This is a genomic window from Cyclobacterium qasimii M12-11B (genome assembly GCF_000427295.1).
Lineage (GTDB): Bacteria > Bacteroidota > Bacteroidia > Cytophagales > Cyclobacteriaceae > Cyclobacterium > Cyclobacterium qasimii.
Map to the genome: position 1 here is coordinate 1 of NZ_ATNM01000087.1, position 22,408 is coordinate 22,408.

Annotated in this window: 17 protein-coding genes; 7 read left to right on the forward strand and 10 right to left on the reverse strand. The window is 40.7% G+C overall.

Annotated elements, in window-relative coordinates; genetic code table 11:
- Nucleotides 1-164: 164 nt before the first annotated feature.
- The 10 genes from ADICYQ_RS08330 to ADICYQ_RS08375 all read right to left on the reverse strand — a co-directional run bounded on the left by ADICYQ_RS08330 (nucleotide 165) and on the right by ADICYQ_RS08375 (nucleotide 10,029).
- Nucleotides 165-1,286, reverse strand: coding sequence for an ABC transporter permease (locus ADICYQ_RS08330; protein WP_040415219.1), 1,122 nt, complete (start codon nucleotides 1,284-1,286; stop codon nucleotides 165-167).
- Nucleotides 1,286-2,392, reverse strand: coding sequence for an ABC transporter permease (locus ADICYQ_RS08335; RefSeq protein ID WP_020893626.1), 1,107 nt, complete (start codon nucleotides 2,390-2,392; stop codon nucleotides 1,286-1,288). Before ADICYQ_RS08335 ends, ADICYQ_RS08330 begins: the two co-directional genes overlap by 1 nt.
- Before the next feature lie 25 nt (nucleotides 2,393-2,417).
- Entirely contained in the window at nucleotides 2,418-3,158 is a 741-nt protein-coding gene (locus ADICYQ_RS08340) for an ABC transporter ATP-binding protein (RefSeq protein ID WP_020893628.1), read from the reverse strand.
- Nucleotides 3,155-4,060, reverse strand: coding sequence for an ABC transporter ATP-binding protein (locus ADICYQ_RS08345; RefSeq protein ID WP_020893629.1), 906 nt, complete (start codon nucleotides 4,058-4,060; stop codon nucleotides 3,155-3,157). Before ADICYQ_RS08345 ends, ADICYQ_RS08340 begins: the two co-directional genes overlap by 4 nt.
- A 2-nt stretch (nucleotides 4,061-4,062) precedes the next feature.
- Nucleotides 4,063-4,521 carry an OsmC family protein gene (locus ADICYQ_RS08350; protein ID WP_020893630.1) on the reverse strand — a complete coding sequence of 153 codons (459 nt, stop codon included), beginning with the start codon at nucleotides 4,519-4,521 and terminating at the stop codon, nucleotides 4,063-4,065.
- Between the two features lie 31 nt (nucleotides 4,522-4,552).
- Nucleotides 4,553-5,449 (reverse strand): HlyD family secretion protein, encoded by an 897-nt coding sequence (locus ADICYQ_RS08355; protein ID WP_020893631.1) that lies wholly within the window; start codon nucleotides 5,447-5,449, stop codon nucleotides 4,553-4,555.
- Between the two features lie 13 nt (nucleotides 5,450-5,462).
- Nucleotides 5,463-6,722, reverse strand: coding sequence for a TolC family protein (locus ADICYQ_RS08360; protein ID WP_020893632.1), 1,260 nt, complete (start codon nucleotides 6,720-6,722; stop codon nucleotides 5,463-5,465).
- On the reverse strand, nucleotides 6,719-7,336 hold the full coding sequence (locus ADICYQ_RS08365) for a TetR/AcrR family transcriptional regulator (RefSeq protein WP_020893633.1): 618 nt from the start codon (nucleotides 7,334-7,336) through the stop codon (nucleotides 6,719-6,721). Before ADICYQ_RS08365 ends, ADICYQ_RS08360 begins: the two co-directional genes overlap by 4 nt.
- 497 nt (nucleotides 7,337-7,833) lie before the next feature.
- On the reverse strand, nucleotides 7,834-9,039 hold the full coding sequence (locus ADICYQ_RS08370) for a class I SAM-dependent methyltransferase (protein WP_040415221.1): 1,206 nt from the start codon (nucleotides 9,037-9,039) through the stop codon (nucleotides 7,834-7,836).
- Complete coding sequence (locus ADICYQ_RS08375; RefSeq protein WP_020893635.1) at nucleotides 9,040-10,029, reverse strand: aspartate-semialdehyde dehydrogenase; 990 nt, start codon at nucleotides 10,027-10,029, stop codon at nucleotides 9,040-9,042. It abuts the gene before it with no gap.
- A 102-nt stretch (nucleotides 10,030-10,131) separates the two neighbouring features.
- Between ADICYQ_RS08375 and ADICYQ_RS08380 the strand changes: the two genes are divergently transcribed.
- The 7 genes from ADICYQ_RS08380 (at nucleotide 10,132) to ADICYQ_RS30225 (ending at nucleotide 22,270) form a co-directional block, all read left to right on the forward strand.
- Nucleotides 10,132-15,393, forward strand: coding sequence for a lamin tail domain-containing protein (locus ADICYQ_RS08380; RefSeq protein WP_020893636.1), 5,262 nt, complete (start codon nucleotides 10,132-10,134; stop codon nucleotides 15,391-15,393).
- Nucleotides 15,394-15,476: 83 nt separating this feature from the next.
- Nucleotides 15,477-16,466: a TRAP transporter substrate-binding protein gene (locus ADICYQ_RS08385; protein WP_040415238.1), complete on the forward strand. Its 990-nt coding sequence runs from the start codon at nucleotides 15,477-15,479 to the stop codon at nucleotides 16,464-16,466.
- 50 nt (nucleotides 16,467-16,516) lie between these two features.
- A complete protein-coding gene (locus tag ADICYQ_RS08390) occupies nucleotides 16,517-16,924 on the forward strand; it encodes a TRAP transporter small permease (protein WP_235114507.1) in 408 nt (135 codons plus the stop codon).
- Complete coding sequence (locus ADICYQ_RS08395; protein WP_020893639.1) at nucleotides 16,921-18,195, forward strand: TRAP transporter large permease; 1,275 nt, start codon at nucleotides 16,921-16,923, stop codon at nucleotides 18,193-18,195. Before ADICYQ_RS08390 ends, ADICYQ_RS08395 begins: the two co-directional genes overlap by 4 nt.
- A 948-nt stretch (nucleotides 18,196-19,143) precedes the next feature.
- On the forward strand, nucleotides 19,144-20,202 hold the full coding sequence (locus ADICYQ_RS08405; protein WP_040415240.1) for an amidohydrolase family protein: 1,059 nt from the start codon (nucleotides 19,144-19,146) through the stop codon (nucleotides 20,200-20,202).
- 478 nt (nucleotides 20,203-20,680) lie between these two features.
- Nucleotides 20,681-22,000: a Gfo/Idh/MocA family oxidoreductase gene (locus ADICYQ_RS08410; protein WP_040415225.1), complete on the forward strand. Its 1,320-nt coding sequence runs from the start codon at nucleotides 20,681-20,683 to the stop codon at nucleotides 21,998-22,000.
- Between the two features lie 69 nt (nucleotides 22,001-22,069).
- Nucleotides 22,070-22,270 (forward strand): hypothetical protein, encoded by a 201-nt coding sequence (locus ADICYQ_RS30225; RefSeq protein ID WP_369073253.1) that lies wholly within the window; start codon nucleotides 22,070-22,072, stop codon nucleotides 22,268-22,270.
- Nucleotides 22,271-22,408: the final 138 nt, after the last annotated feature.

Genomic DNA, 22,408 nt, shown 5'->3' on the forward strand with positions numbered 1-22,408 from the left:
AAAAACTCAAAATCCCCCTTCTCTAAGGGGGACAAAGGGGGTATTTTTTCTTAAGCATATTGAATAATTTTGGTAGTATTATTGCTTTTTTTCTGCAACAATGCTGACTAAATCATTCAAGTTATTTTCATTACGTTACATTTTTCCTGGTGTACAAATCCAGGTTAATTGACTTTTTTATAACTTAATACGGCCAATCCATTGACTAAAATAGCATAAGCCAGGGTCTTCCATAACTGAGGAAGAATGTCTGTAAATCCCGCGCCCTTTAACATTACCATTCTTACCACCTCCACAAAATACCGAATGGGATTAAAGGTCGTAATCATTTGCGCCCATTTTGGCATGCTCTCTATGGGCGTGAACAAGCCACTCATAAGAATAAAAATCACGATAAAAAACCAGGCAATAAACATGGCTTGCTGTTGGGTGTCTGTGAAATTGGAAATAAAAAGACCAATACCCAGAATCACCAATAAATAAATAGCCGTATAAAAATAGAGGATGCCCAAACTCCCAAGTATGGGAATATCAAAAATAATTTTTGCAAGCACCAGCCCAATGGTCAACAAACCCAAGCCTATAATCCAAAATGGGAAGAGCTTACCGATAATGAATTGACTCTTTTTGATAGGGGTTACATTTATTTGTTCCAATGTTCCGACCTCTTTTTCACGGACAATGTTCATTCCCGAAAGAAACAAGGTGATCATGGTGACCAGGAGCACCAAAATACCCGGCACCATAAAAGTTTTATAATCCAGGGTGATGTTGTACCAATAAGAGGGAATAATCGTGATGACCCCAGAAGACCCATTTCCACTGTTTCCATTAGCAGCATGGAGTGAAATACTTTGGTTAAAGCCCTGCACAATTTGATTAACATAAACACTCTCCACCCCTGCAGCTGCTCCATCTATGGCATCAACGGTGAGCCCTAAGCCCGTTTTTTTATTCTTTATCAGCGCTCGTTCAAAATTATTGGGGATTTCTAAAATGACATTTACCTTGCCTTCAAGCATTGCTGAATTTGCCTCTTCAAAAGAGGAAAAGGGAGGCAGTAGATTGAAGTAAGAAGAAGAACTGAACTTCTCAATCAACGCCCGAGAGGAACTGCTGCGATCCGAATCAATGTATCCGAAATTAATGTCCTTTACTTCATAAGTGGCTGCATTTGAAAGAATTAGAAGTTGAATGATAGGCAAAATAAATATAATAGGAAGCATACCTTTATTTCTAAAGATCTGCTTGAACTCTTTTTGAATCAAATATCCGATGGTTTTCATTATTCCAACCTGATTTTATATTTGTAGATACTAACTCCCATAAAAAATAGTGTCATTCCAATAAGAATCGCAGTCTCTTTCCAAATAAAGGCTATCCCTACTCCTTTTAACATGATCCCTTTAATGATAATGATAAACCATTTGGCCGGAATGGTATTGCTAATAAGCTGTAAGGGCAGTGGCATACTGGAAATAGGAAAAATAAACCCGGACAAGAGGATTACAGGCAACATCAGTCCCATTAATGAGATCATCATGGCCGTCTGTTGGGTCTCAGCTATGGTTGATATTAAAATCCCCAAAGACAATGAGGTAATAATGAATAATACACTTTCTAAACCCAGCAGAATTAAGCTTCCCTGAACCGGCATCTTAAATATAAAAATGCTTAGCAATACGATGATTATGGCATTAATGATGGAAAGCAAAATATAAGGTACAACCTTACCTAAAACCACCTGAAAGGGTTTTAGAGGAGATACCAGCAAAATTTCCATGGTGCCTAACTCCTTTTCTCGTGTGATGGATATGGACGTCATCATGGCAGAAACCAACATTAGAATAATCGTCATCACACCTGGTACAAACATAAAAACACTCTTAATTTCAGGATTGAATGCCATATGAGTTTGCATAAAGACTTGACTGCTCCCTGCTTGATTGTTATTTATAGATTGATTGTATTGCTGAATGATGGCTTGAATATAATTGGTAATAGAGTTGGCTGTATTTGGATCAGTTGCATCTGCAATTACTTGTATGGTCGATTGCCCCTCTTTTATAAGCTTTTCGCCAAAGTCCTTTTCAAAATTTATTACTGCCTTAATTTTCCCTTGTTTGAAAACACCCTCTACTTGGGATTCAGCATCTAAGTATCGATTGATAGAAAAGTATTTGGAAGAAGCCATTTTATGAATAATTTCAATGGTTGTGGCATCCTTCGCATGATCAAGGATAGCAATTTCCACCTTATTGATTTCATTGGTAATGGCGAATCCAAATAATAAAATTTGAGCAATAGGCATCCCAAAAAGGATAAAAAGTGACCTTTTATCCCTGTAGATATGGTAGAATTCCTTCCTTACAAAACCAATAAAACGCTTCATTTCGAAAAATTAAATTTCTTTTTATTTATTCCGGGTTACTGTTACGTGCCAATTGCAGAAAAACTTCATTAAGGTTACTTGCTTCATATTGCTCTTTTAATCGTTTTGGACGATCCATGGCTTCAATTTTTCCATTGACCATGATAGATACCCTGTCGCAATACTCCGCCTCGTCCATATAATGTGTCGTTACAAATATGGTCGTGCCTTTGTCTGCAGCATGGTAGATCATTTCCCAAAACTGCCTTCTGGTAATCGGGTCAACACCTCCAGTGGGCTCGTCCAGAAAAACGATTTTTGGGTCATGCAAAAGGGAAACAGAGAAAGATAATTTTTGCTTCCAGCCCAAGGGCAAAGCACCAACCAATTGGTCTATGATATTTTCTAATTTCAGGTCAGCTACTAATACCTTTATTTTTTCCTTTATGGTGGATCGGGACAAACCGTAAATCCCACCAAAAAAGGTAATGTTCTCCCTTACCGTTAAATCATCGTAAAGCGCAAACTTCTGGCTCATATAGCCAATGTTTTTCTTGATAAGCTCCGTTTGGGTATAGACGTCAAAGCCTGCTACACTTGCTTCACCAGAGCTGGGTTTCGAAATTCCAATAAGCATTTTCATGGCCGTGGTTTTTCCTGCCCCATTCGCCCCCAGAAAGCCAAATATCTCACCCGCTTTTACCTCAAAGCTTATGGCATCAACAGCTAGAAAAGCGCCAAACTTTTTCGTCAATTCTACGACCTTTATAACATTTTCTTCGCTCATTTTCTTGCCAATTCCATAAATACATCCTCAATGGTAGGTTCGGTAAGCCCAATATAAATTTCTGAAAGCCCCTTTGATTTCAGGTAATTTTCCAATTCAGGTATTTCTAAATCGGTCCGCTTATCCGTATAATGGACGAACTCCCCAAAAGGATAGACACTGTACAAGTTTGGGAAATCCCGGAGTACTTGTATTAATTTATGCCTTTCCTTTGCCCCGATTTCATAAACTGCTTTAGGGTACTTTTGCACAATATGCTTCGGACTGTCAATTTCAAGGAGCTGCCCATCTTGCATGAGGGCCACCCTATCGCACAAAGCAGCTTCATCCATATAAGGAGTGGAAACCAAAATCGTGATTTCCTTTTCCTGAAGGCGCTTCAGCATGTCCCAAAATTCCTTCCTTGACACCGGATCTACACCAGTGGTAGGTTCATCTAGAAAAAGCACCTTGGGTTTATGAATCAAAGCACAACAAAGGGCAAGCTTTTGCTTCATCCCTCCAGATAATTTCCCTGCACGGCGGGTTTTAAAGGGTTCTATCTGTTCATAAATGTCCTTGATTAAATCATAGTTTTCTTCAAGCGTAGTCCCGAAAATGGTGGCAAAAAATTGCAGGTTTTCTTCCACCGTCAGGTCCTGATACAAGGAAAATTTCCCAGGCATATAGCCCACAGATTTTCGAATACCAATATAATCCTTCACTACATCCATTCCGGCTACGCTGGCAGTTCCTGAATCTGCTACGAGCAAGGTGGTTAGAATCCTAAACAAGGTGGTTTTCCCAGCTCCATCAGGGCCGATAATTCCAAATAATTCACCGGGTTTCACCTCAAATGATATATTCTGAATGGCTTTAAATCCCTTATAGGATTTGCTGATATTGTCAAGGGATATCCCCATTGTTATGGCTTTATATTAATGGTAATATGCAGGGAGATCTTAGATTTTATAGAATTAGATATTAAACAAGCAGCTTCCGACTTCTGCACAATTCGTTCCGCGCGTTCTCTGTCTTTTTCATCGTCAATCGTCACTGTTGGGGATAAAATAATTTCCGTCATGGCAAATTTGCCATCAACTTTATCCAATACCCCCTTGGCACTACAGCTAAATGCTGAAAAGGCCAGCTTACTGTTTTCCGCAATTGCCAAAAAAGTGGTCATCAAACAACTACATACTGAAGCAGTAAATAAATGTTCAGGGGACCAAATATTGGGCATCCCCTTAGGGAATTCCGGAGGGGTGGCCACTTCTATACAATTAGAACTTCCAGCATCATTCTCTTCAAATTCAGGAGAACACATTAGGCCTTTTCTATCTACTTGCCAATTGAGATCTACATTGTATTCATGTTTTTCCATAGTGAAAATTGTCTAAATTTTGTATTGTTTATTATTCTGTCTCGGTTTTTTCTATCCACATTTCTGCTGGCATACCTATTTTAAGGCTTCCATCATTTTTTACATTAATTTTTACTGCATAGACCAGGTTTACTCTTTCTTCTTTTGTTTGGATAATTTTAGGGGTAAACTCTGCAGTTGATGAAACCCAGCTAACAGTACCCTTGTAGGCTTTCATCCCGTCATCTGAATCTATCTTCACGCTTACATCTTTCCCAATGGTGATATTGGGTAATTGTGTTTCGCTGATGTAAACCCTTAAAAGCATCTCGTTCAGGTCAGCAATTTTATAGAGCGGTTTTCCAAAAGCAACGACTTCACCTGCCTCAGCGAATTTTCCCAAAACAGTTCCATTAATTGGGTTCTTAAGGGTACTTTGAGCAATTTGGTGATCGATCTGAGCGATACGGGCATCAAAAGACAATGCCTCTTTCTCAATAGGCAATTGCTGGGTTTGTACGTTTTTAATCTGTCTTTTAAGTACTTCCACCTGGTTGCTCCCTCGATCTAATTGTTGCTGGGTGGCAGCTCCATCGGCAATCATTTTTGAGACACGGTCAAATTCTAAAACTGCATTTTTTAATTGTTCTTTAAGCACATTAATCTGCGAAGAAACACTTCCGGATTTTGAGAATACCGTTTCCTTTGAGGCCAACAGTTGTTGCTTGTTCAAAAACAAAGACAAGGTATCTACTAAACCTACCATGGCCCCCTCTTCGATCACTTGCCCCTCCTCGACGGTTAAGAACAATAGCTTCCCAGCAGATTCGGCTGAAACGGTAATTTCAGTTGCCTCAAAATTGCCATAACCATCTGCTTTCTCTTCATCGTTACAGGATAGGACACCCATTAGAAGAATACTTGATAAAAATAGTTTGAAGGTTTTCATTTTTATTCGCATTTTAAAAGTCACCCTTAATTAATTGATACCTGGCTTGACTCATCACCCATTGTAATTCGGTCAACTTTTGATTAATTTTTGCATCATAAAGCTTATTGAGATCAATGATATAGGCAGAAGAAGTAATGATTCCATTTTGAAATTGGGAGGTTTTTGATGCAATTACTGCTTCCCGCAAATTTACTATGGATGCATCATGCTGAAGAATTTCCTTGTACTTGCTAATATCCTCCAAAGCTTCTTGCAATTGGATTTCATTGTTAAGCACAAATGTTTCTCTTTCTGTAGCCACTACTTGCTTCAATGCTTCTACACTGTGCTTTTTTTCCTGAGCCTTGCCCCAGTCAAATAACCTCCAGTTAAACTTTAAGCCTACCATATAAAAATCCTGAAAGGAATTGTCCAGCATATTTAAACCAGGATTTCCATAACCTGCTTGTGCAAATCCCATTACACTGGGGGATTTTTCTTTATCAATTAAATCCTTAGAAAGTTCTAACTGATATTCCTTGTACTCAAATAGTTTTAGTTCCGGTCGATTTAAAGGGTTATTTGAAGACAATAAAATCTCAGGTTTTACCAGTGTGTCTTTCAAGTTTATTTCCTTAAAAATTAGGGAGGACAGGCTTTCCAAAGCTTTTTTGCGTTCGTATTTGAGGTGAACTTTTTGTTGCTCCAGTAGTAAAATCTCAGCTTGTAAGAGCTGAGTGGAGGAAGGTAGTGCCATTCCATTCTTTACAGCAGACACCCCTTCGTTGAAGCGCTCCTGCAATAATTTCATTTTTGAATCCAAAAGCTTTTCTTGCTCCTGAAGGAGTAAAACATTAAAGAAAGTACCATTGACACGCTCTTTAACCTGATAAATGGTAACCTCCACCTCTTGCTGTCGGGTTTTTAATTCTGCCTCTTTCAACCTGGCATTTGCCGCTATATTTCCACCATTATAAATCAATTGGTTAACATCCAGCGTTGCCCTGTACTGATCCTTATTCGGAGGTTGGATGGTGGTATTGGGCAAATCAATAGGAATCCTGGTGACTTCAGATTGATAGGTGGACTGCGCATTCAAATCCAGTTTTGGAAGTTTCTGCATCTCGAGGACATTGACCTCAGACTGATACTGTTGCTCCAACAAAACCTTTTGACGTCCAAGCGGATAATTTTTTTCAGCAAGGGAAAGGCACTCCTCCAATGTCAATGACTGCTGTGCAGGTAAAAGAAGGGGGACCATGCCCAGGATAAAGGTTAAAATCCCTTTCATGTTTTTTTTATTGAGTTGATAATAAAATCTGAAACAACAGTTTTACGTTGTTCCATTAACTTTTCAAATTCATCGTCTCCCAATTTCAAAAACCCCTTAATAAGAGGCTTCGCCACAAAGGGAAATATATTCAACGAGACAATACTTAAAAATAATTGCTCCCCATCAGTGGGTCTCAAAATTCCTTGTTCGACTTCGTTTGCTACTTGTTTTTTAAATTTATCCAGTGATGGGAAACCATTGTTTTTTTGAATTGATTCAAAAAAACCAGGATTACGATTGATCTCCTGGATAATGAAATTCGGCAAATAGGGATGCTTTTTGATAAAGGAAATATAATTATGGGTAAAACCTTTTATCTTATCTTCAATGCTAGAATCATCATTCAGGATTTTATTGAGCTGGGGAGCCAATAAAGAAAAAACGCTTTTGAATACCGCTTCGAAAAGCAATTGTTTACTTCTGAAATAATAATGCAACATGGCTTTATTAATGCCGGCACCATTTGCAATCTCCTGCATTCGGGCTCCATCCATCCCTTTTTGCTGGAAAACCTCCTTGGCAGCTTCCAGGATTTTTACCTCTGTATCTTGATTAAACTTTTTTTCGGCCATTTAACTGTTTGGTTTAACCGTTTGGTTAACAAAGGTAAAATTTTTTCTTATAAAAGGAAATTGATTTGAAAGAAAGTTTACTATTAAGCTAAAATACTCTAAGTCAAAACCTAATGAAAGGTTAAATCACTGCGAACCCTTTTTGGGGAGATTCAGTGGAGGGAAAGGGTGCAGCAATCTCGGATCATTGTCATACTATCTCAAGCTTATATTTTAGAATGTTTACGAAAAAATCCCCCTTTGAAGAAAAGGGGGATATTGTGCTTTCAAGACTTACGAGTGCGTACCTGATCTTATATTTCCTCAGCCCGTAACAATGAAACCAAAAGAGCTTAAATTGTCATTTTGCCGCAATTCCCCCTTAAAGGGGGCTAGGGGGATTTATACGGGATTGTAAACCTATACCAGTATTTAAACAATAATCGGTAAACTAATTTTAGGACGAGTAAGTACAAAAAAATCCCCCTGCCTCCTTTAAAACAAAGAGGGATTTTAGTTTATTTACTTTCTTGCGAAAGTCTACACCTCAATACAGAAGTTTGACCATCCATTAATGTACAGGCAATTAAATATTCATTCCCACCATCTTTAAGCTTGTACCGCTTTTTGATAAGGTCAGGCTTTATTGGGAAATTCCGTGTCAATACATTTACCTTCCAATCTGGGAAACGTGCTTTAAGGATTTTCTTATCCAACTTCAACTCCTCCAAAACTTCAAAAACCCTCCCATTCACTGGATCTGGCAATTCATTTGTAGTATATAGATGGGTATGTGGATGCAGTTTACTTAACCCAAACCGAACAGCGAAGCTTTTAAAGGCGCCCGTTTTCAGAATGCAGGAATAAGGCAACACCAGGTATTTTTGCGGCAAAGAATATTTGACAACTGCATTTAATTCTTCATCAAGCGTAAATGAGAATTGTTGCTCACTATTACCACTTAGTTCCGTAGCTATTATTTTAACAGGCCCCTTTGAATCAGTGGATAGAAAAAGCAGTTCCTTTACCTCGTTTTTAACCCCCACTACATGCACCTCATTTACTTCTGGCAAAGCAATGAGCGCCGCATGAATGTCAAGCATGGGAGAAGCTTTTATCAAAAGCACCTTGGCTTTTTGATGGAACAAATCCCAGTTTTGGGTGATATCTGGTTCAAGGTCTTCAAGCCGATACATTTTTTGATTTCCTGTCCCCCTTCTTGCCGGATCAATATAGAGCACATCGTATTTTTCCTGGGTCTCCTGGATATAATGAACAGATTCCTGATGAACCACTTTTAATTTAATATCCTGATCTCCAAATAGCTTGGCAAGGTTGTGTTGGGCAAGTTCAACCAGTTCTTCTTGTCTTTCGATGTAGGTAACATCCGTAAAATGCTGGCCTATATAAAAAGTATCTACAGCAAAACCTCCTGTGAGGTCAATAAAAGTCTTTCCTGCCACAAGCCTGGCTTTGTACTTGGCCGTTAACTCGGAGGAACATTGTTCCATAGACAAGGAAGGCGGAAAAATAAGGGATGGGTGACTCGCCCAGAAAGGAAGCTTTTTAGCCGCCTTTTGCCTCATGGCAATTTGCTGTGCTGCTGCTTTTAAGTCCATCCCTGGAAGGGACTTATGGCTTAAAAGCAAATGTGCAGGATCTTCCGTAAGATGATCCTGCACAAATTGCATCAATTCCTGATGATATATATTTTCAAGGTTCACTTAAACCATGCTGTGTTCCAATAAATACTCGGCAATCTGGACTGCATTGGTAGCCGCCCCTTTTCTAAGGTTATCCGCTACAATCCACATATTAAGTGTATTGGCTTGCGTCTCGTCCCTTCTCAACCTTCCAACAAATACCTCATCCTTTTTATGGGCATTCAAAGGCATCGGATAGATGTTGTTTGCAGGATCATCTTCAACGATAATTCCAGGGGTATTTGACAATAGCGCTCTAAGTTCAGTAAGATCAAAATCCTTATGGAATTCAACATTTACAGCTTCGGAATGGCCTCCCATCACAGGAATTCTTACGGCTGTAGCAGTAACCTGAATGGAATCATCTTCAAATATCTTTTTGGTTTCATTGATCATCTTCATCTCCTCTTTGGTGTATCCATTTTCCTGGAACACATCAATATGAGGCAGTACATTCAAATCAATTTTATAAGGATAGACCATCTTCGCAGTTTCTCCACTTCTTTCAGCCATCATTTGATCTACGGCATCTTTACCTGTACCCGTCACAGACTGGTAAGTAGATACCACAATTCTTTTGATACCATATTTTTCATGTAAGGGTGCCAATGCCAGTACCATCTGGATGGTAGAGCAATTTGGATTGGCGATGATACGGTCATCAATTCTAAGGCTTTTACCGTTAATTTCTGGTACCACCAATTTTTTTGAAGGATCCATTCTCCAAGCAGAAGAATTGTCAATCACTATTGTACCAGCCTCAGAAAACTGAGGTGCCCACTCTAATGAAGTACCACCACCAGCAGAGAAAATTGCCACATCAGGCTTTTCTGCTACTGCCTGTTTCAGGCCAATTACCGTATACTCCTTACCTTTATAAGCAATCTTTTTCCCTGCAGAACGCTCAGAGGCAACCAACAATAATTCATCGAAAGGAAAATTGTGCTCTCCAAGCACTTCTAGAATTTCTGAGCCTACCAGTCCGGTGGCTCCAACTACGGCTAACTTCATTTTGATTATAATTTTGACCGATTAAACTTTCCCGGTATCGTCCCGAGAAAAAATTCTTCTATGTAAATACTTATTTAGTATACTTTTAGTTATCTTAAAGCTATGAAAACCATTGTTTTAATTTGGACTTTCATCGCTATACCTCTATTTGGTTTTTCAATTTCAACTCAATCCGAAATTTTAACCAATCAGGATTTTGAAGCTGAATTTACCATTGCCTCCTACCCTTATGATTTTTTAACTGGCTGGTCAGCTAATCTGATTCGCGCAGAAAAATCCAGGGTCTTTCAGGCTGTAGGCGAAGGAATCGCTAATTCCAAGGCGCTGGGTATCCAAACTACCGGTAGTTTCAATGCGCAAATTTACATAAAAACATTGACTGTTGGGTTACAACGTCCTACAATTTCCTTTTGGGCCAAGACTAAAAACAACGGATCTGGCAACAGACCGGTTGCCTTAACACTATCTTTTTCTACAGATGAAGGAAATTCATTTAGTGATCCCTTCCAAATAGGCACAGAAAATAGCTTTCCAAATGAAGATACAGGCTATCAGCTTTACAGCCTCCCCCTGCCTGATTCACTCAGCAACAGGCAGGCAATAACGTTTAAGTTGGAGGCAATCTATGGAGAAGGCACTGGTAGTGCAGCCAGATTATTTTTGGATGACTTTAGCTTATCGGACGCAGTAGAACAAATTGAATCCCTAACTGCAAAGCTTTTAAACACAGACCTAGACAGTTCCTTATTATTGGAATTCAACCAACCTGTATCCCTGATTTCAAAAATTGTAAGGCTGGACAATAGTTATGGCCAAGCCAAACAAATTTCTCAGGTAAAAGACAATCAGGTACTCCTGAAATTTGACGATTACCTCTATAACAACACTTACAAGCTTACTTTTGAACAAATAAAAAGCTTGTCCTCGGACGAGACATACAAAGACTGGACTTTTACTTTTGACTTTAACCAGCCAACGCCAAAAGGAGCAATCGTTATCAATGAGCTCATGCCTGATCCCAACGCAAAAGGAAAAGCACCTTCCAACCCAATCTTGCCCAATGCAGAATTCATTGAGCTTTTCAATCGAACTGACAAACCCATCAGGTTAGACAAGTTCACCATTAATGAAGCAGAAATTCCAGAGCTAAGCCTCGGTCCACAGGCATACCTGATCCTTTGTGCCAGCACAAATCAGGAATTATTTCAGCCTTTTGGACAGGTTGCTGGCATGGATTCATTTAAAACTTTGGTAAATGGCGGAGGGGATATTTTCTTAAGAGATGGTTTTGGCAACCTGATAGATAGTCTAAACTATGACCGCTCCCTGTATGCCGATGAAGAAAAAGAAAACGGAGGCTGGTCCATTGAGCAGGTCAATCCATTTCTCAACTGTAATGATCCTTACAATTGGAAAGCTTCTCAGGCCAGTGATGGGGGAACTCCTGGAAAGATAAACGATAGGTTCAGCGAAGCGGCAGACCCAAGAGTTTTTGAAGTGCTGAAAATCCTTCCTCTAGCTTCGGACCGGATTAAGCTTATCTTTTCTAAAACACTTCCTCAAAAACTATCGCCCGAAGCAACTTTTTTACTCAATGGGCAGGAATTGGAACTGCTGGAACTCGGTGGTTACACCCTGCTTCTTTCAACTCCAGCACCAATGATCTCCGGAGACAGTTACGAATTGACCATCTCCAATTTACAGGATTGCAATGCTGTGCCAATGGAAGAAAACACCCTTACATTTACCTATGATGGCAGCCCTCCACAGGCCATGGATGTCTGGGGTATAGATGAAAAAACCCTGATTTTGGTATTTGATGAGGCCATTGATCCAGTTGAAGCCCTGAAGTCAGCTAACTATCAGTTTGTTCAAAGCGAGGAAATAAGTTTCCAGGCCAGTGTTACTGAAGAAACACCAAACGAAGTTCAGCTAAGCTTTTCAGACACGCTGCTCATTGGTGAAACTTACAACTTGGCCGTAACAAATATTGCCGATCTATCAGGAAACCAGATTCTTTCAGATACCATTTCCTTTAATTGGGAAGATGTATTGGATACGGCCATGGTTCATTCTCCCAATATGGTGAAGGTAATATTCTCAGAAACCCTAAACCTGGAAACGGCAACCAACCCAGAAAATTATACGGCTGGATCAGCCCTTATGCATCCTGTCAAAGTCCTGCTAGATCAGGAAGAGAAAAATACCTTTATTTTGGTCTTTGATTCAGAAATTCCGGAAAACGAAATCCAGTATTTGCTGGTACGCGGTATAAAAGACACAGAAGGTAAAGACAGAATTACCATAAAAAAAGCCTATATCCGGGATACCAGACCGATCATATTGGAGCAACTGGAAATCCCTTCCGACCAAAGCCTCCTGTTGACTTTCAACAAAGCACTGGATCCAAAATGGGCTTTATTGCCACAAGTTTACGGGATAGAAGACAAGAATGAACATCCCCATGAACTGGAAATGATCAATGAACTACAGGTTTTATTGCAGTTCCCTTTTAAATGGATTATCGGTGCGGAATACCAATTGACCATCAATGGACTTGAAGACGGCTATGGAGTAAAAATGAAGCAGCCGATAAAACGTCGCTTCATCTGGGATACGCTTGCCCCGGCAATTGATACAGCCTTTGTGATCAACCCTTATGCTTTGGAAATTATTTGGAGCAAAAACATTAATCCACCGGATTCATTGTTGATCAACAATCAATTGTATACCGAATTTGAGCTTACAGATGCTGGAAAAAAAATAACGGTCAACAACGAGACGGGCTGGCTTGGAACCTCATTAGAAATAAAACTTCCTCTCGTTACCAGCAAAAGTGGAGAGGCTGCGAAAAACCTTATTTACACCATTGACAACCGCCTACTCTCAGTAGCAAAGGCTATGATTTGGGATGAGGAATCCATCTTAATTACATTCACGAAATTTTATGATCCAGCTACGGTTATATTTCGGGAGCAATATAAAATCGATGGGGAGTTTCCCAAGGAGCTTAGCCAGGAAAACACCTATCAGGTCAAACTACATTTGTCCGAAAACTTTACATTGGAAAAAACCATTTCCCTTGAAATAGCTCCCATTCAAGATGAGCCAGAACTGTCGGGAAATTTATTCCAAGAGGAATTGCATTATGAAGATGGAGTGACTGATTTATGGCTAGAAAACGAGCAGCTACTCGTGATCAATCATGAAGAAGGACTTCAAAGAAACCAGCCCTGGCTTAATGCTTTTCACTTAATAGAAGAAGAATATCAATTGGAACCCTTTTTAAGTCAGACCTATGCCAATCAAATTCAGGTGCTGATTTCTCCTCCACTTACTACAGGCCTTCAATTGACCTTGAAAATCCCTCCACGAATATTAAACAGCAATCGGATTTTGCCTGGAAGTTTAAGGGAGATATCTTGGAACCCGCTCCCTCCAAAATTATTGGATGTAGTGGTGCTACCAGACAAACAACTGGCTTTGTATTTTGACAAAAAACTGGATCCTATTCTGGCCATAGTCCCTCAATTCTATAGCATAAGCAATGAAGCTCCTCAAGCCGTCCATTTGGAAGACAGTGGAAAAGAAGTGATTTTGGAATTCGAAAATACCTGGTCAGATAGTACCGCACTTTCCCTGGAAATCCGTCAACTCGAAGATCTGGACGGAAATGAAATCGACCTAATTGTTTTTGACTTTGTCTATCAGCAAGTAGCCATTCCCGGATTCAAAGAATTGTTGATCAATGAACTCATGCCAGCCCCTAGAGAAGGAAGCGCATTGCCTGCTTCTGAATTCATAGAACTATTCAATTCCACCGGCAGCACATTTAATCTTGGAGGCATGAAACTGGCCAATTCCAGAACACAAAGCACGCTTCCCCGGGAAGATATAAAGCCAGGAGAATATATTATCCTTTGCCCATCCTCTTCAGTAGCCGCTTTTACCAACTACGGAAAAGTGATTGGCTTAAGTCCCTGGCCTACCTTACTGAACGGTGGAGACGAGATTTCACTTCTGAATCACAAAGACGAGCTTGTGGACAAGATGAATTATGGACCTGAAATCCCACTAGCCAGTGAGATTCTAACCAACGGTTATAGTTTGGAATTGGTCAATCCATGGGCCACTTGTGAAGGGCTAAGCAATTATGCGCCTTCCAGGAGTGAGGCCAAAGGCACCCCAGGAACCATCAACTCCGTTTTTGACGACAGTCCAGATCGCATTGCTCCTCAACTGATCAAAGCTTTTGTCAAGGACAAACACCAAATCGTATTGCAATTTTCTAAGCCTTCTGCGGAAGGCACTGGCGAGGTAGCCAATTTTGAAATTGTTCCATCGACCAAAATTAAAAATGCTTTTAAAGACCCCAATGACCCTTTTCAGTGGATCCTAAGTCTTGAAGACTCTTTAAAAGTAAATCAATCCTATGAAATTACGGTTGAAAATTGGAGGGGTTGCTCGGGAAATGCTTTGGACAAAGAAAGCAAAACGGCTCTAATTAAAATTCCAGGTTTGCCAGCAGAGGGTGAACTTATTTTAAATGAAATCCTGTTCAATCCCCCAACAGCTGCACCCAAGTTTGTGGAAATCTATAACAATTCCAGTAAGTTGATCAACCTTAAAAACTGGAAACTGGCCAATGCCACAGAAGGCGCAATAGACAACAGAAAAATAATAACTACTGAAGACCTTATCCTAGAACCCTTCTCCTACCTGGCACTTACTACAGATCGACAAAGCCTAATCACCTACTTTCCAAAAGCGGTAAATCGTCCAGTTTTGGAGATGAGTCTACCAAGTTATCCCATCCGTTCTGGCACAGTAGTTTTATTGGACCCTGATGAAAAATGGCCAGAAAGGTTCGATTATGATGAAGACTATCACCATGGCTTTTTGAGGGATGCAAAAGGAATTTCTTTGGAAAGATATGCACTGGACAAATCGGCAAATGACCCTAACAACTGGCATTCTGCTGCGGGTAGTGAAAATTTTGCAACTCCCGGCTATAAAAACTCACAGGTGTATGATGGCAGTGCTGCAGGGGTAGGATTGACGATCTCACCGGAAATATTTGTTCCCCATGCAGCAGGAGAGCAACCCTTTACGACCATTTCCTACAAAATGGACCAGCCCAATTATCAGGCAACCCTAAGGATTTTCGCTCCTACTGGCATTCAGGTAAGGCTTTTGTGTCAAAATGAACTTTGGGCAGCCAAAGGATTTTATACCTGGGATGGTACCAACGAAAAAGGAGAAAAGGTAGGCGCGGGCTATTATGTGATTTCCGCAGAACTCTTTCATCCCAATGGCCATGTACAACATATCAAAAAAACCGTAGTGGTAGGCACTAAATTTTAATATTCGGATGTCTTGGCCCATATTTTTTTGTACTTTGGTTTGATTTTCCAGTAATGAGTGGGAAATTTAATAACGATGTTACAATGAACCCAAAACGATTAATTCCCTTGCTGCTGCTTTTTTTGGTTGCCAGTTTTTGGAGCTGTGCGCCTTCTGATGAAAAGAAACCAGAATATGTCCTTCGCTTTGGACATTTGGCCAACAACCAGCACGGCTGGCACCTTGCCAGTTTGAAATTTGCCGAAGAGGTAAAAAAGCGTTCCAATGGCAGAATAGAAGTAAAGGTCTACCCCAACGAACAACTTGGAAAGGAAATGGACGTTTTGACGGGGCTATTGGTGGGCAGTGCAGACATTATGATTACCGGTGAATCCCTACAGAGCTGGAGCCTGCCAAAAGCCATCCTTTGCGCTACACCTTTTGCCATCCGTGATTCTGATCACTTAAAAAAAGTAGCCGGTGGCCCCTTAGGAAAGGAAATCGAACAGCATATTTTGGATGGGGCCGGATTCAGACCCATTGCCTGGTTTGAAAGAGGCGCCAGAAACCTTACCTCCAACCGAATTATTCGCCATCCAGACGATCTGCAAGGAATGATTTTACGTGTACCTCCTGTATCCCTCTATGTGGATACCTGGAGCGCCTTGGGAGCAAAGCCTACACCTATGGCCTTTTCCGAAGTTTTTACCGCCTTGCAGCAATCCACTATCCACGGGCAAGAAAACCCTTTTGCATTGATCAAAGATGCTGGACTGTATGAAGTCCAAAAATATTGCATGCTGACCTCCCATGTGAAAAGCTGGGCCTATGTGGTCATGAGTGGTAAAAAATACGACAGTCTTCCAAAAGACCTGCAAAAAGTAATCGACGAATCCGCTGCAATAATGCAAGAATACGAACATGAGCTGTTTTTAGTCCAGGAAAAGAAAGACTACGATTTCCTTGTGGAAAAAGGAATGGAGTTCATAGAAGTGGACAATGAAGCTTTTCAAACCGCTGCAAAGGAGGCCGTTTTGCAATCCTTTAATGAAGAACAAACAGATCTTTTAAACAGAATCCTGCAAGTGAAATGACAAAATCTCCCTTCCCTACCCTTGATAAAGTACTGGGTTTCCTGGTTAACATGAGTTTTATATTAATGATTGCAGTGGTTTTGTTGCAGATCATTGCCCGGTATGCCTTGCCTTGGGCTCCCAATTGGACAGAGGAATTGGCTCGTTTTTGTTTTATTTATTTGGTCAGTATGGGCGCCGCACTGGCGGTAAAAGACAACGGATATGTAAGTGTAAACTTTTTACTGGACCGTCTTTCGCCCAAATACAAATCCCTTTTGGAAAACATTATTTTGGTCTGCATCATTGGCTTGATGTTTACCCAATTTGTAGTGAGCCTGCCATTAATGGAGATAGTAAGCATACAAAGATCCCCTTCGATGAACCTTAATATGGCCTTTATGTATGGCGCGATGGCCATTATGGGACTATCAGTAGCCTTTTACAGTACCTTGAAATTAATTGAAAAAAATAGATGACTGCACTTTTATTCATTGTCTTTTTGGTTCTTTTGGCCATAGGTTTTCCAATCGCCTTTGCCCTGGGCATTTCTGCATTTACCTATTTGCTGTTCAGTGACATCCCCCTAATGGTGATTCCTCAAAAAATGTATGCGGGGATTGATGTATTTGTATTGCTCTCCATTCCCGGATTTATTCTGGCTGGAAACCTGATGAATGCCAGTGGCATTACCAGCAGAATCATCAATTTTTGCAATGCCCTTTTGGGACATATTCGGGGAGGGCTGGGATTGGCCAATGTAGGTGCATCGATGTTATTTGGGGGCATATCCGGTACGGCCATTGCCGATACCGCCAGTATTGGTTCCGTAATGATACCTGCCATGAAAAAAGAAGGCTATGATGTTCCTTTTGCCTGTGCCGTTACGGCTTCATCCTCCACAATAGGGCCGGTTATTCCTCCAAGTTTGCCCATGATCATCGCTGCCACGCTTACCGGGCTTTCCGTTGGGAAGCTATTTGTGGCTGGAATAGTTCCTGGTTTGCTATTGGGGGTAGGTTTCATGCTGATCACTTACTTGATCTCCGTAAAAAGAAAGTACCCCAAAAGAGAGCGGAAATCATTTGGTTTTATCTTCAAAAGCTTTTTTCAGGCCTTTTGGGCCATTATGATGACGGTGATTATCCTCTTTGGCATCATAGGCGGTGTATTTACCCCAACAGAAGCATCCATTGTAGCGGTGATTTATGCCATCGCCATCGGTCTTTGGGTTTACAAAGAGTTAAAAATTAAGATGATCCCAGCCATTTTGCTTCAGTCGGCAAAAACTACAGCCGCTTTGATGGTGCTGGTAGGCTTTGCCAATCTTTTTGCCTGGATCATGACGGTGGAAGAGTTGCCACAGTTGATCGCCAATAGCTTATTAGAGTTGACCAACAACAAGATTATGTTGCTCTTATTGATCAATCTACTCCTGTTGTTTGTGGGTGCCTTTATGGAAACCATTGCTGCCTTGCTTATACTGTTTCCCGTTTTATTAGGAGTAGCAGTAAATGTGGGAGTAGATCCTGTGCAGTTTGCCATCATCATGGTTTTTAACCTGGTTATAGGCCTAACCACTCCTCCGGTTGGGGTTTGTTTGTTTGTGGCTTCCAGTATAGGTGGCATTTCCCTTGAAAAAATAGCCGTGGCAGGCTTGCCCTATCTGATGGTGAGTATTTTTGTACTCTTATTGATCACCTATATCCCTGAAATAAGCCTGTGGTTACCCGGCTTGTTTTATGATTAAGTCTCGAACGGGTGATTCCTTCCAATCAAGGCGACCAATGGAATTTGTGGATATGAGAATTTATTGCTGAATTGGTGATATTGAAATGGGCTAAAGAAATACAAAATCAGTTTCGAAACCGTAAATCCAGAAATATCAAAATCCCCCTTTTTCCAAAGGGGGACTAAGGGGGATTTTTTTGTAGACATTCTAAAATATCAGGTTGATATAATCGGACATTCACCCATTAATCCCTCCCGACCCTGTCGGGAAAGGCCCTCCGCCCTTACCAAGAGAAATTTGTGGCAAAATAAATTTGAAGCTTTTTTGGTGGCATTAAAACGCCTGGCCAAATAAATTTCATCTATCGGTAAAAATCGAAATCGATATAACTGACTGCTAAATATTATTATAACGGAGAACCCCGGTAGGGGTGACATTTTTGTAGACACGGGTGATAACCCGTGTATAACTAATTGAATACCATTTGATTTTGGCGGTATTGTTGCTTTTTTTTTCGCAACAATGCTGACAAAATCACAACCAATACTCGCTACCTAAAACCGCATCACCCATCTCTTTCCATATTAAATCAAAATGGCAAATAAGCTTGCTACCCTTGATACATTAATTACGCTCATAAATCGCCCTATTCTTCAAAACGATATCCCTAATCTACTGTTTGATTTGTCCTCAATAGATAAAAACATTAAAAAAATTCTAATATTAATAATTCCTTTGGCTAAATTAAAGCATTGAAAAATAAGCTATGAATCCAAGACGCAAATATTATAATTATATATGACCAAAGCTTATGCTTCTTAGCCTTGCTTCAAAACATTCATTTTATACCAAAAACCACACAGCCAAGACCATGAAAAAAATTATACTAGGAGCCAAGTCATTTATTTTTCCTTATCAATGATGGCACTTTTCACTTTCTGTGGATCTCCACAAAATCAGGAAAAAATGGCTGAGCAAACACAAGACACCTACTATTCCATGGAAGATTTTGGGAAGGTAAAGAAGTTTGATACCCATGTACACTTTCGCAGCCAATTCGACACCCTTTTCATAAAGCAGGCAGCCAAAGATAACTTCGGTATGCTGACCGTAAGTGTATACTCCTCACCGACCAGGACACCAGAAGACCAAGAAAATTTCTCTTTAAAAATGGTCCGCGATTATCCTGATATCGTCTCTTATGCCACCACATTTTCCCTGGATGGTTTCAATGAAGAGGATTGGGAAAGCAAAACCCTGGCCTACCTGGAGAAATCCATTGCTCATGGGGCCATTGCGGTAAAAGTTTGGAAAAACATAGGCATGGAATTGAAAAATGAAAGTGGTGAATTGGTGACCATCAATGACAAAAAGTTTGAAGCCATCTTAAAACTCTTAAAGGAGAAAGACATTACCTTATTGGGTCATCTTGGTGAACCCAAAAATACCTGGTTGCCATTGGAGGAAATGACCGTACAGGGAGACAAGGATTATTTTAGTGAAAATCCCAAGTACCACATGTACAATTTCCCGGATTTCCCTTCTTACGAAGACCAGGTTGGAGCAAGAGATGAGATGTTGGCCAATAATCCTGATTTGAGGTTCGTTGGGGCACACTTGGGAAGTTTGGAATACGATGTCAATGAATTGGCAAAAAGGCTGGACCAATTCCCCAATATGGCCGTGGACATGGCCGAGAGAATTTCACATCTGCAATACCAGGCCATCACCAACTGGCAAGGGGTACATGACTTCTTTATCAAGTATCAGGACAGGCTTATTTATGGAACGGATTTGAGAACCGGTGCATCCGACATACAGGCCAAGGGCTTGACCGAAGCGGATGAGATTGCGGCCCATGCCCACGAGGTTTGGTTGAGGCATTGGCAATTTTTCACTGCAGACGATGAAATGAATGTGCCGAAAGTAGATGGTACTTTCAAAGGCTTGAAGTTGCCTAAAGCCGTGGTAGATAAGATTTACAGGTACAATGCTGAAAAATGGTATCCCGGACTCCTCCGTTAGTTTTTAAACACGAATTCGATAACATTGGAAAGACGTATGGTAGAGAAGCAAATCTGAAGAACTTAGCTTTTTCTTAGTTACCGCACTCACCATATTCCTCAAGAAAAAAAACAAAAGCATAAAAATTACAATTTCAGTTATTGAAGGAAAGGATGGTTTTCGTTATCGAAGCACTGCAGGAGAATATGTTATAACAGGCATTTTACGGCCTTGATTTTTTTGGTTCGTTTTTGATGCAAGCCTGCCCTGAGTAGCGAAGTGGATCAGGGGCAAAAATGAACAGAGAAAACAAGTTTCAATGGCTTGAGTGCTATAATGATTTTAATTATACGGTTAACTATTAATATAGAAAAATACAAATATTAAAGAGTTAGAGGTAATACTACAATAGGGTTCCGGACTCCCTAAAAAAGTGGAGTAATCATAGGGAAATTAAGCTATTGCCTGTTTCTGGTTAAAACTTTAAAATTAAAACACTATGAATTATCTGGACCGCAGAAATTTCCTCAAACTATCCACCTTAGCCCTCGGAGGCATGACAGCAGGTTTGCTATCCAACCCTTCCATGGCAAGGGGCTTCAAAAAAAACCTAAGGCTCGGCTTTGTCGGTATAGGAGGGCGAGGCTCTTACCATCTTGACACCGCACTGGGAATTACCGGAGTAGAAATCCCCGCCATTTGTGACATTGATCCCGAAAACCTTTACCGAGCCAAGCGATGGATTGAAGAATCCGGTCAACCGAGCCCCAAACTTTATGACAAAGGCCCTACAGATTTTATCAGGATGTGTGAAGAAGAAGAACTGGATGCCGTAATCTGTGCGACCCCTTGGGATACCCATGCACCCGTTTGTCTGGCGGCCATGAAAAATGGGAAACATGCAGCCTGCGAAGTACCCCTTGCCCAGACCTTAGAAGAAGCATGGGAACTGGTAGAAACCTTTGAAAAAACCGGGAAGTGGGCCAGCATTGTGCTGGGCGGTTTTGGGGACATGACCATGTTGAATATGGTACGAAAAGGACTTTTAGGAGACATACTCCATGCAGAAAGTGGTTATATCCATGACCTAAGGATGGTAAAATTTAATCCTGAAGAAGAACCCTGGAGATTGCAACCTGCCATAGACAAGAACGGCAACCTCTACCCTGACCACCCTATGAGAAACATGATGCCTTTATTGGACATCAACCATGGGGACCGATTCGATTACCTGGTTTCCATGAGTACCAAATCGGGCATGCTCAATGAATACGCCAAAGCCCAATACGGAGAAAAGCACCCTTATGCCACTAAAAAGATGGCCCTGGGCGATTATAACGCTTCGCTTATCCGTACCGTAAAAGGAAAAATGATCACCCTCAACCATGATACCCATACCCCTCACCCCAGGGAAAGTTTCCGACTTCAAGGTACCAAAGGGATTTATTTGAGAGAAAGAGATGCCCAGCGCATTTACATTGAAGGAAGAAGCCCGGAGGCACATCAGTGGGAACCTGCAGCACCTTATTTAGAAGAATACGCCCATGATATCATGAAAAACTATGCCCCTCCAGAAAGAAAGGGAGGCGCCATTCGCGGACATGGCAGTGGTGGCATAACCCAAACCCCCATCAACTGGCACCGGTTGATCCTTGCCCTGCAAGAAAACAAACAGCCAGACTGGGACGTGTACGATTCAGTAACCAGCGCCGCCATTATCCCCCTTACCGGTGCATCAGTAGCCGACAAAAGCAGGCCAGTAGATTTCCCTGATTTCACCAGAGGAAAATGGGAAACCAGGGCAAAGCTTTATTCTTAATTAAGGAATTGATGAAAGCCCACAAACAGCGAATGAGAACTGAATTACCAAAAATATATAGTCAAATTTATTGATTATCTTGTTTCGGTGCCTTTACACAAAAATTACTTCGCAATGGAGGATACTAAGGTAATTCGCAAGACAGCGGCGAAGTATCTCAACCAGTTAGATAAAATTGGAATTTTGAGCAAACAGAGAATTTGGAAAGACAATTATTGTATCAATACAGATCTATTCATGCTTTTACAAAATATTGGAAAATTTTCATGACTGGCAAATAATAGAAGAACTTAACTACGACAAGGCTATCATTGGTAGTTTATAAGATTTCTTACTCGTGACAAGATTGTCATGTAAAGAAAACAATCAAAATCTATACATATGGAGAGCATCATGTAAAGAAAACAA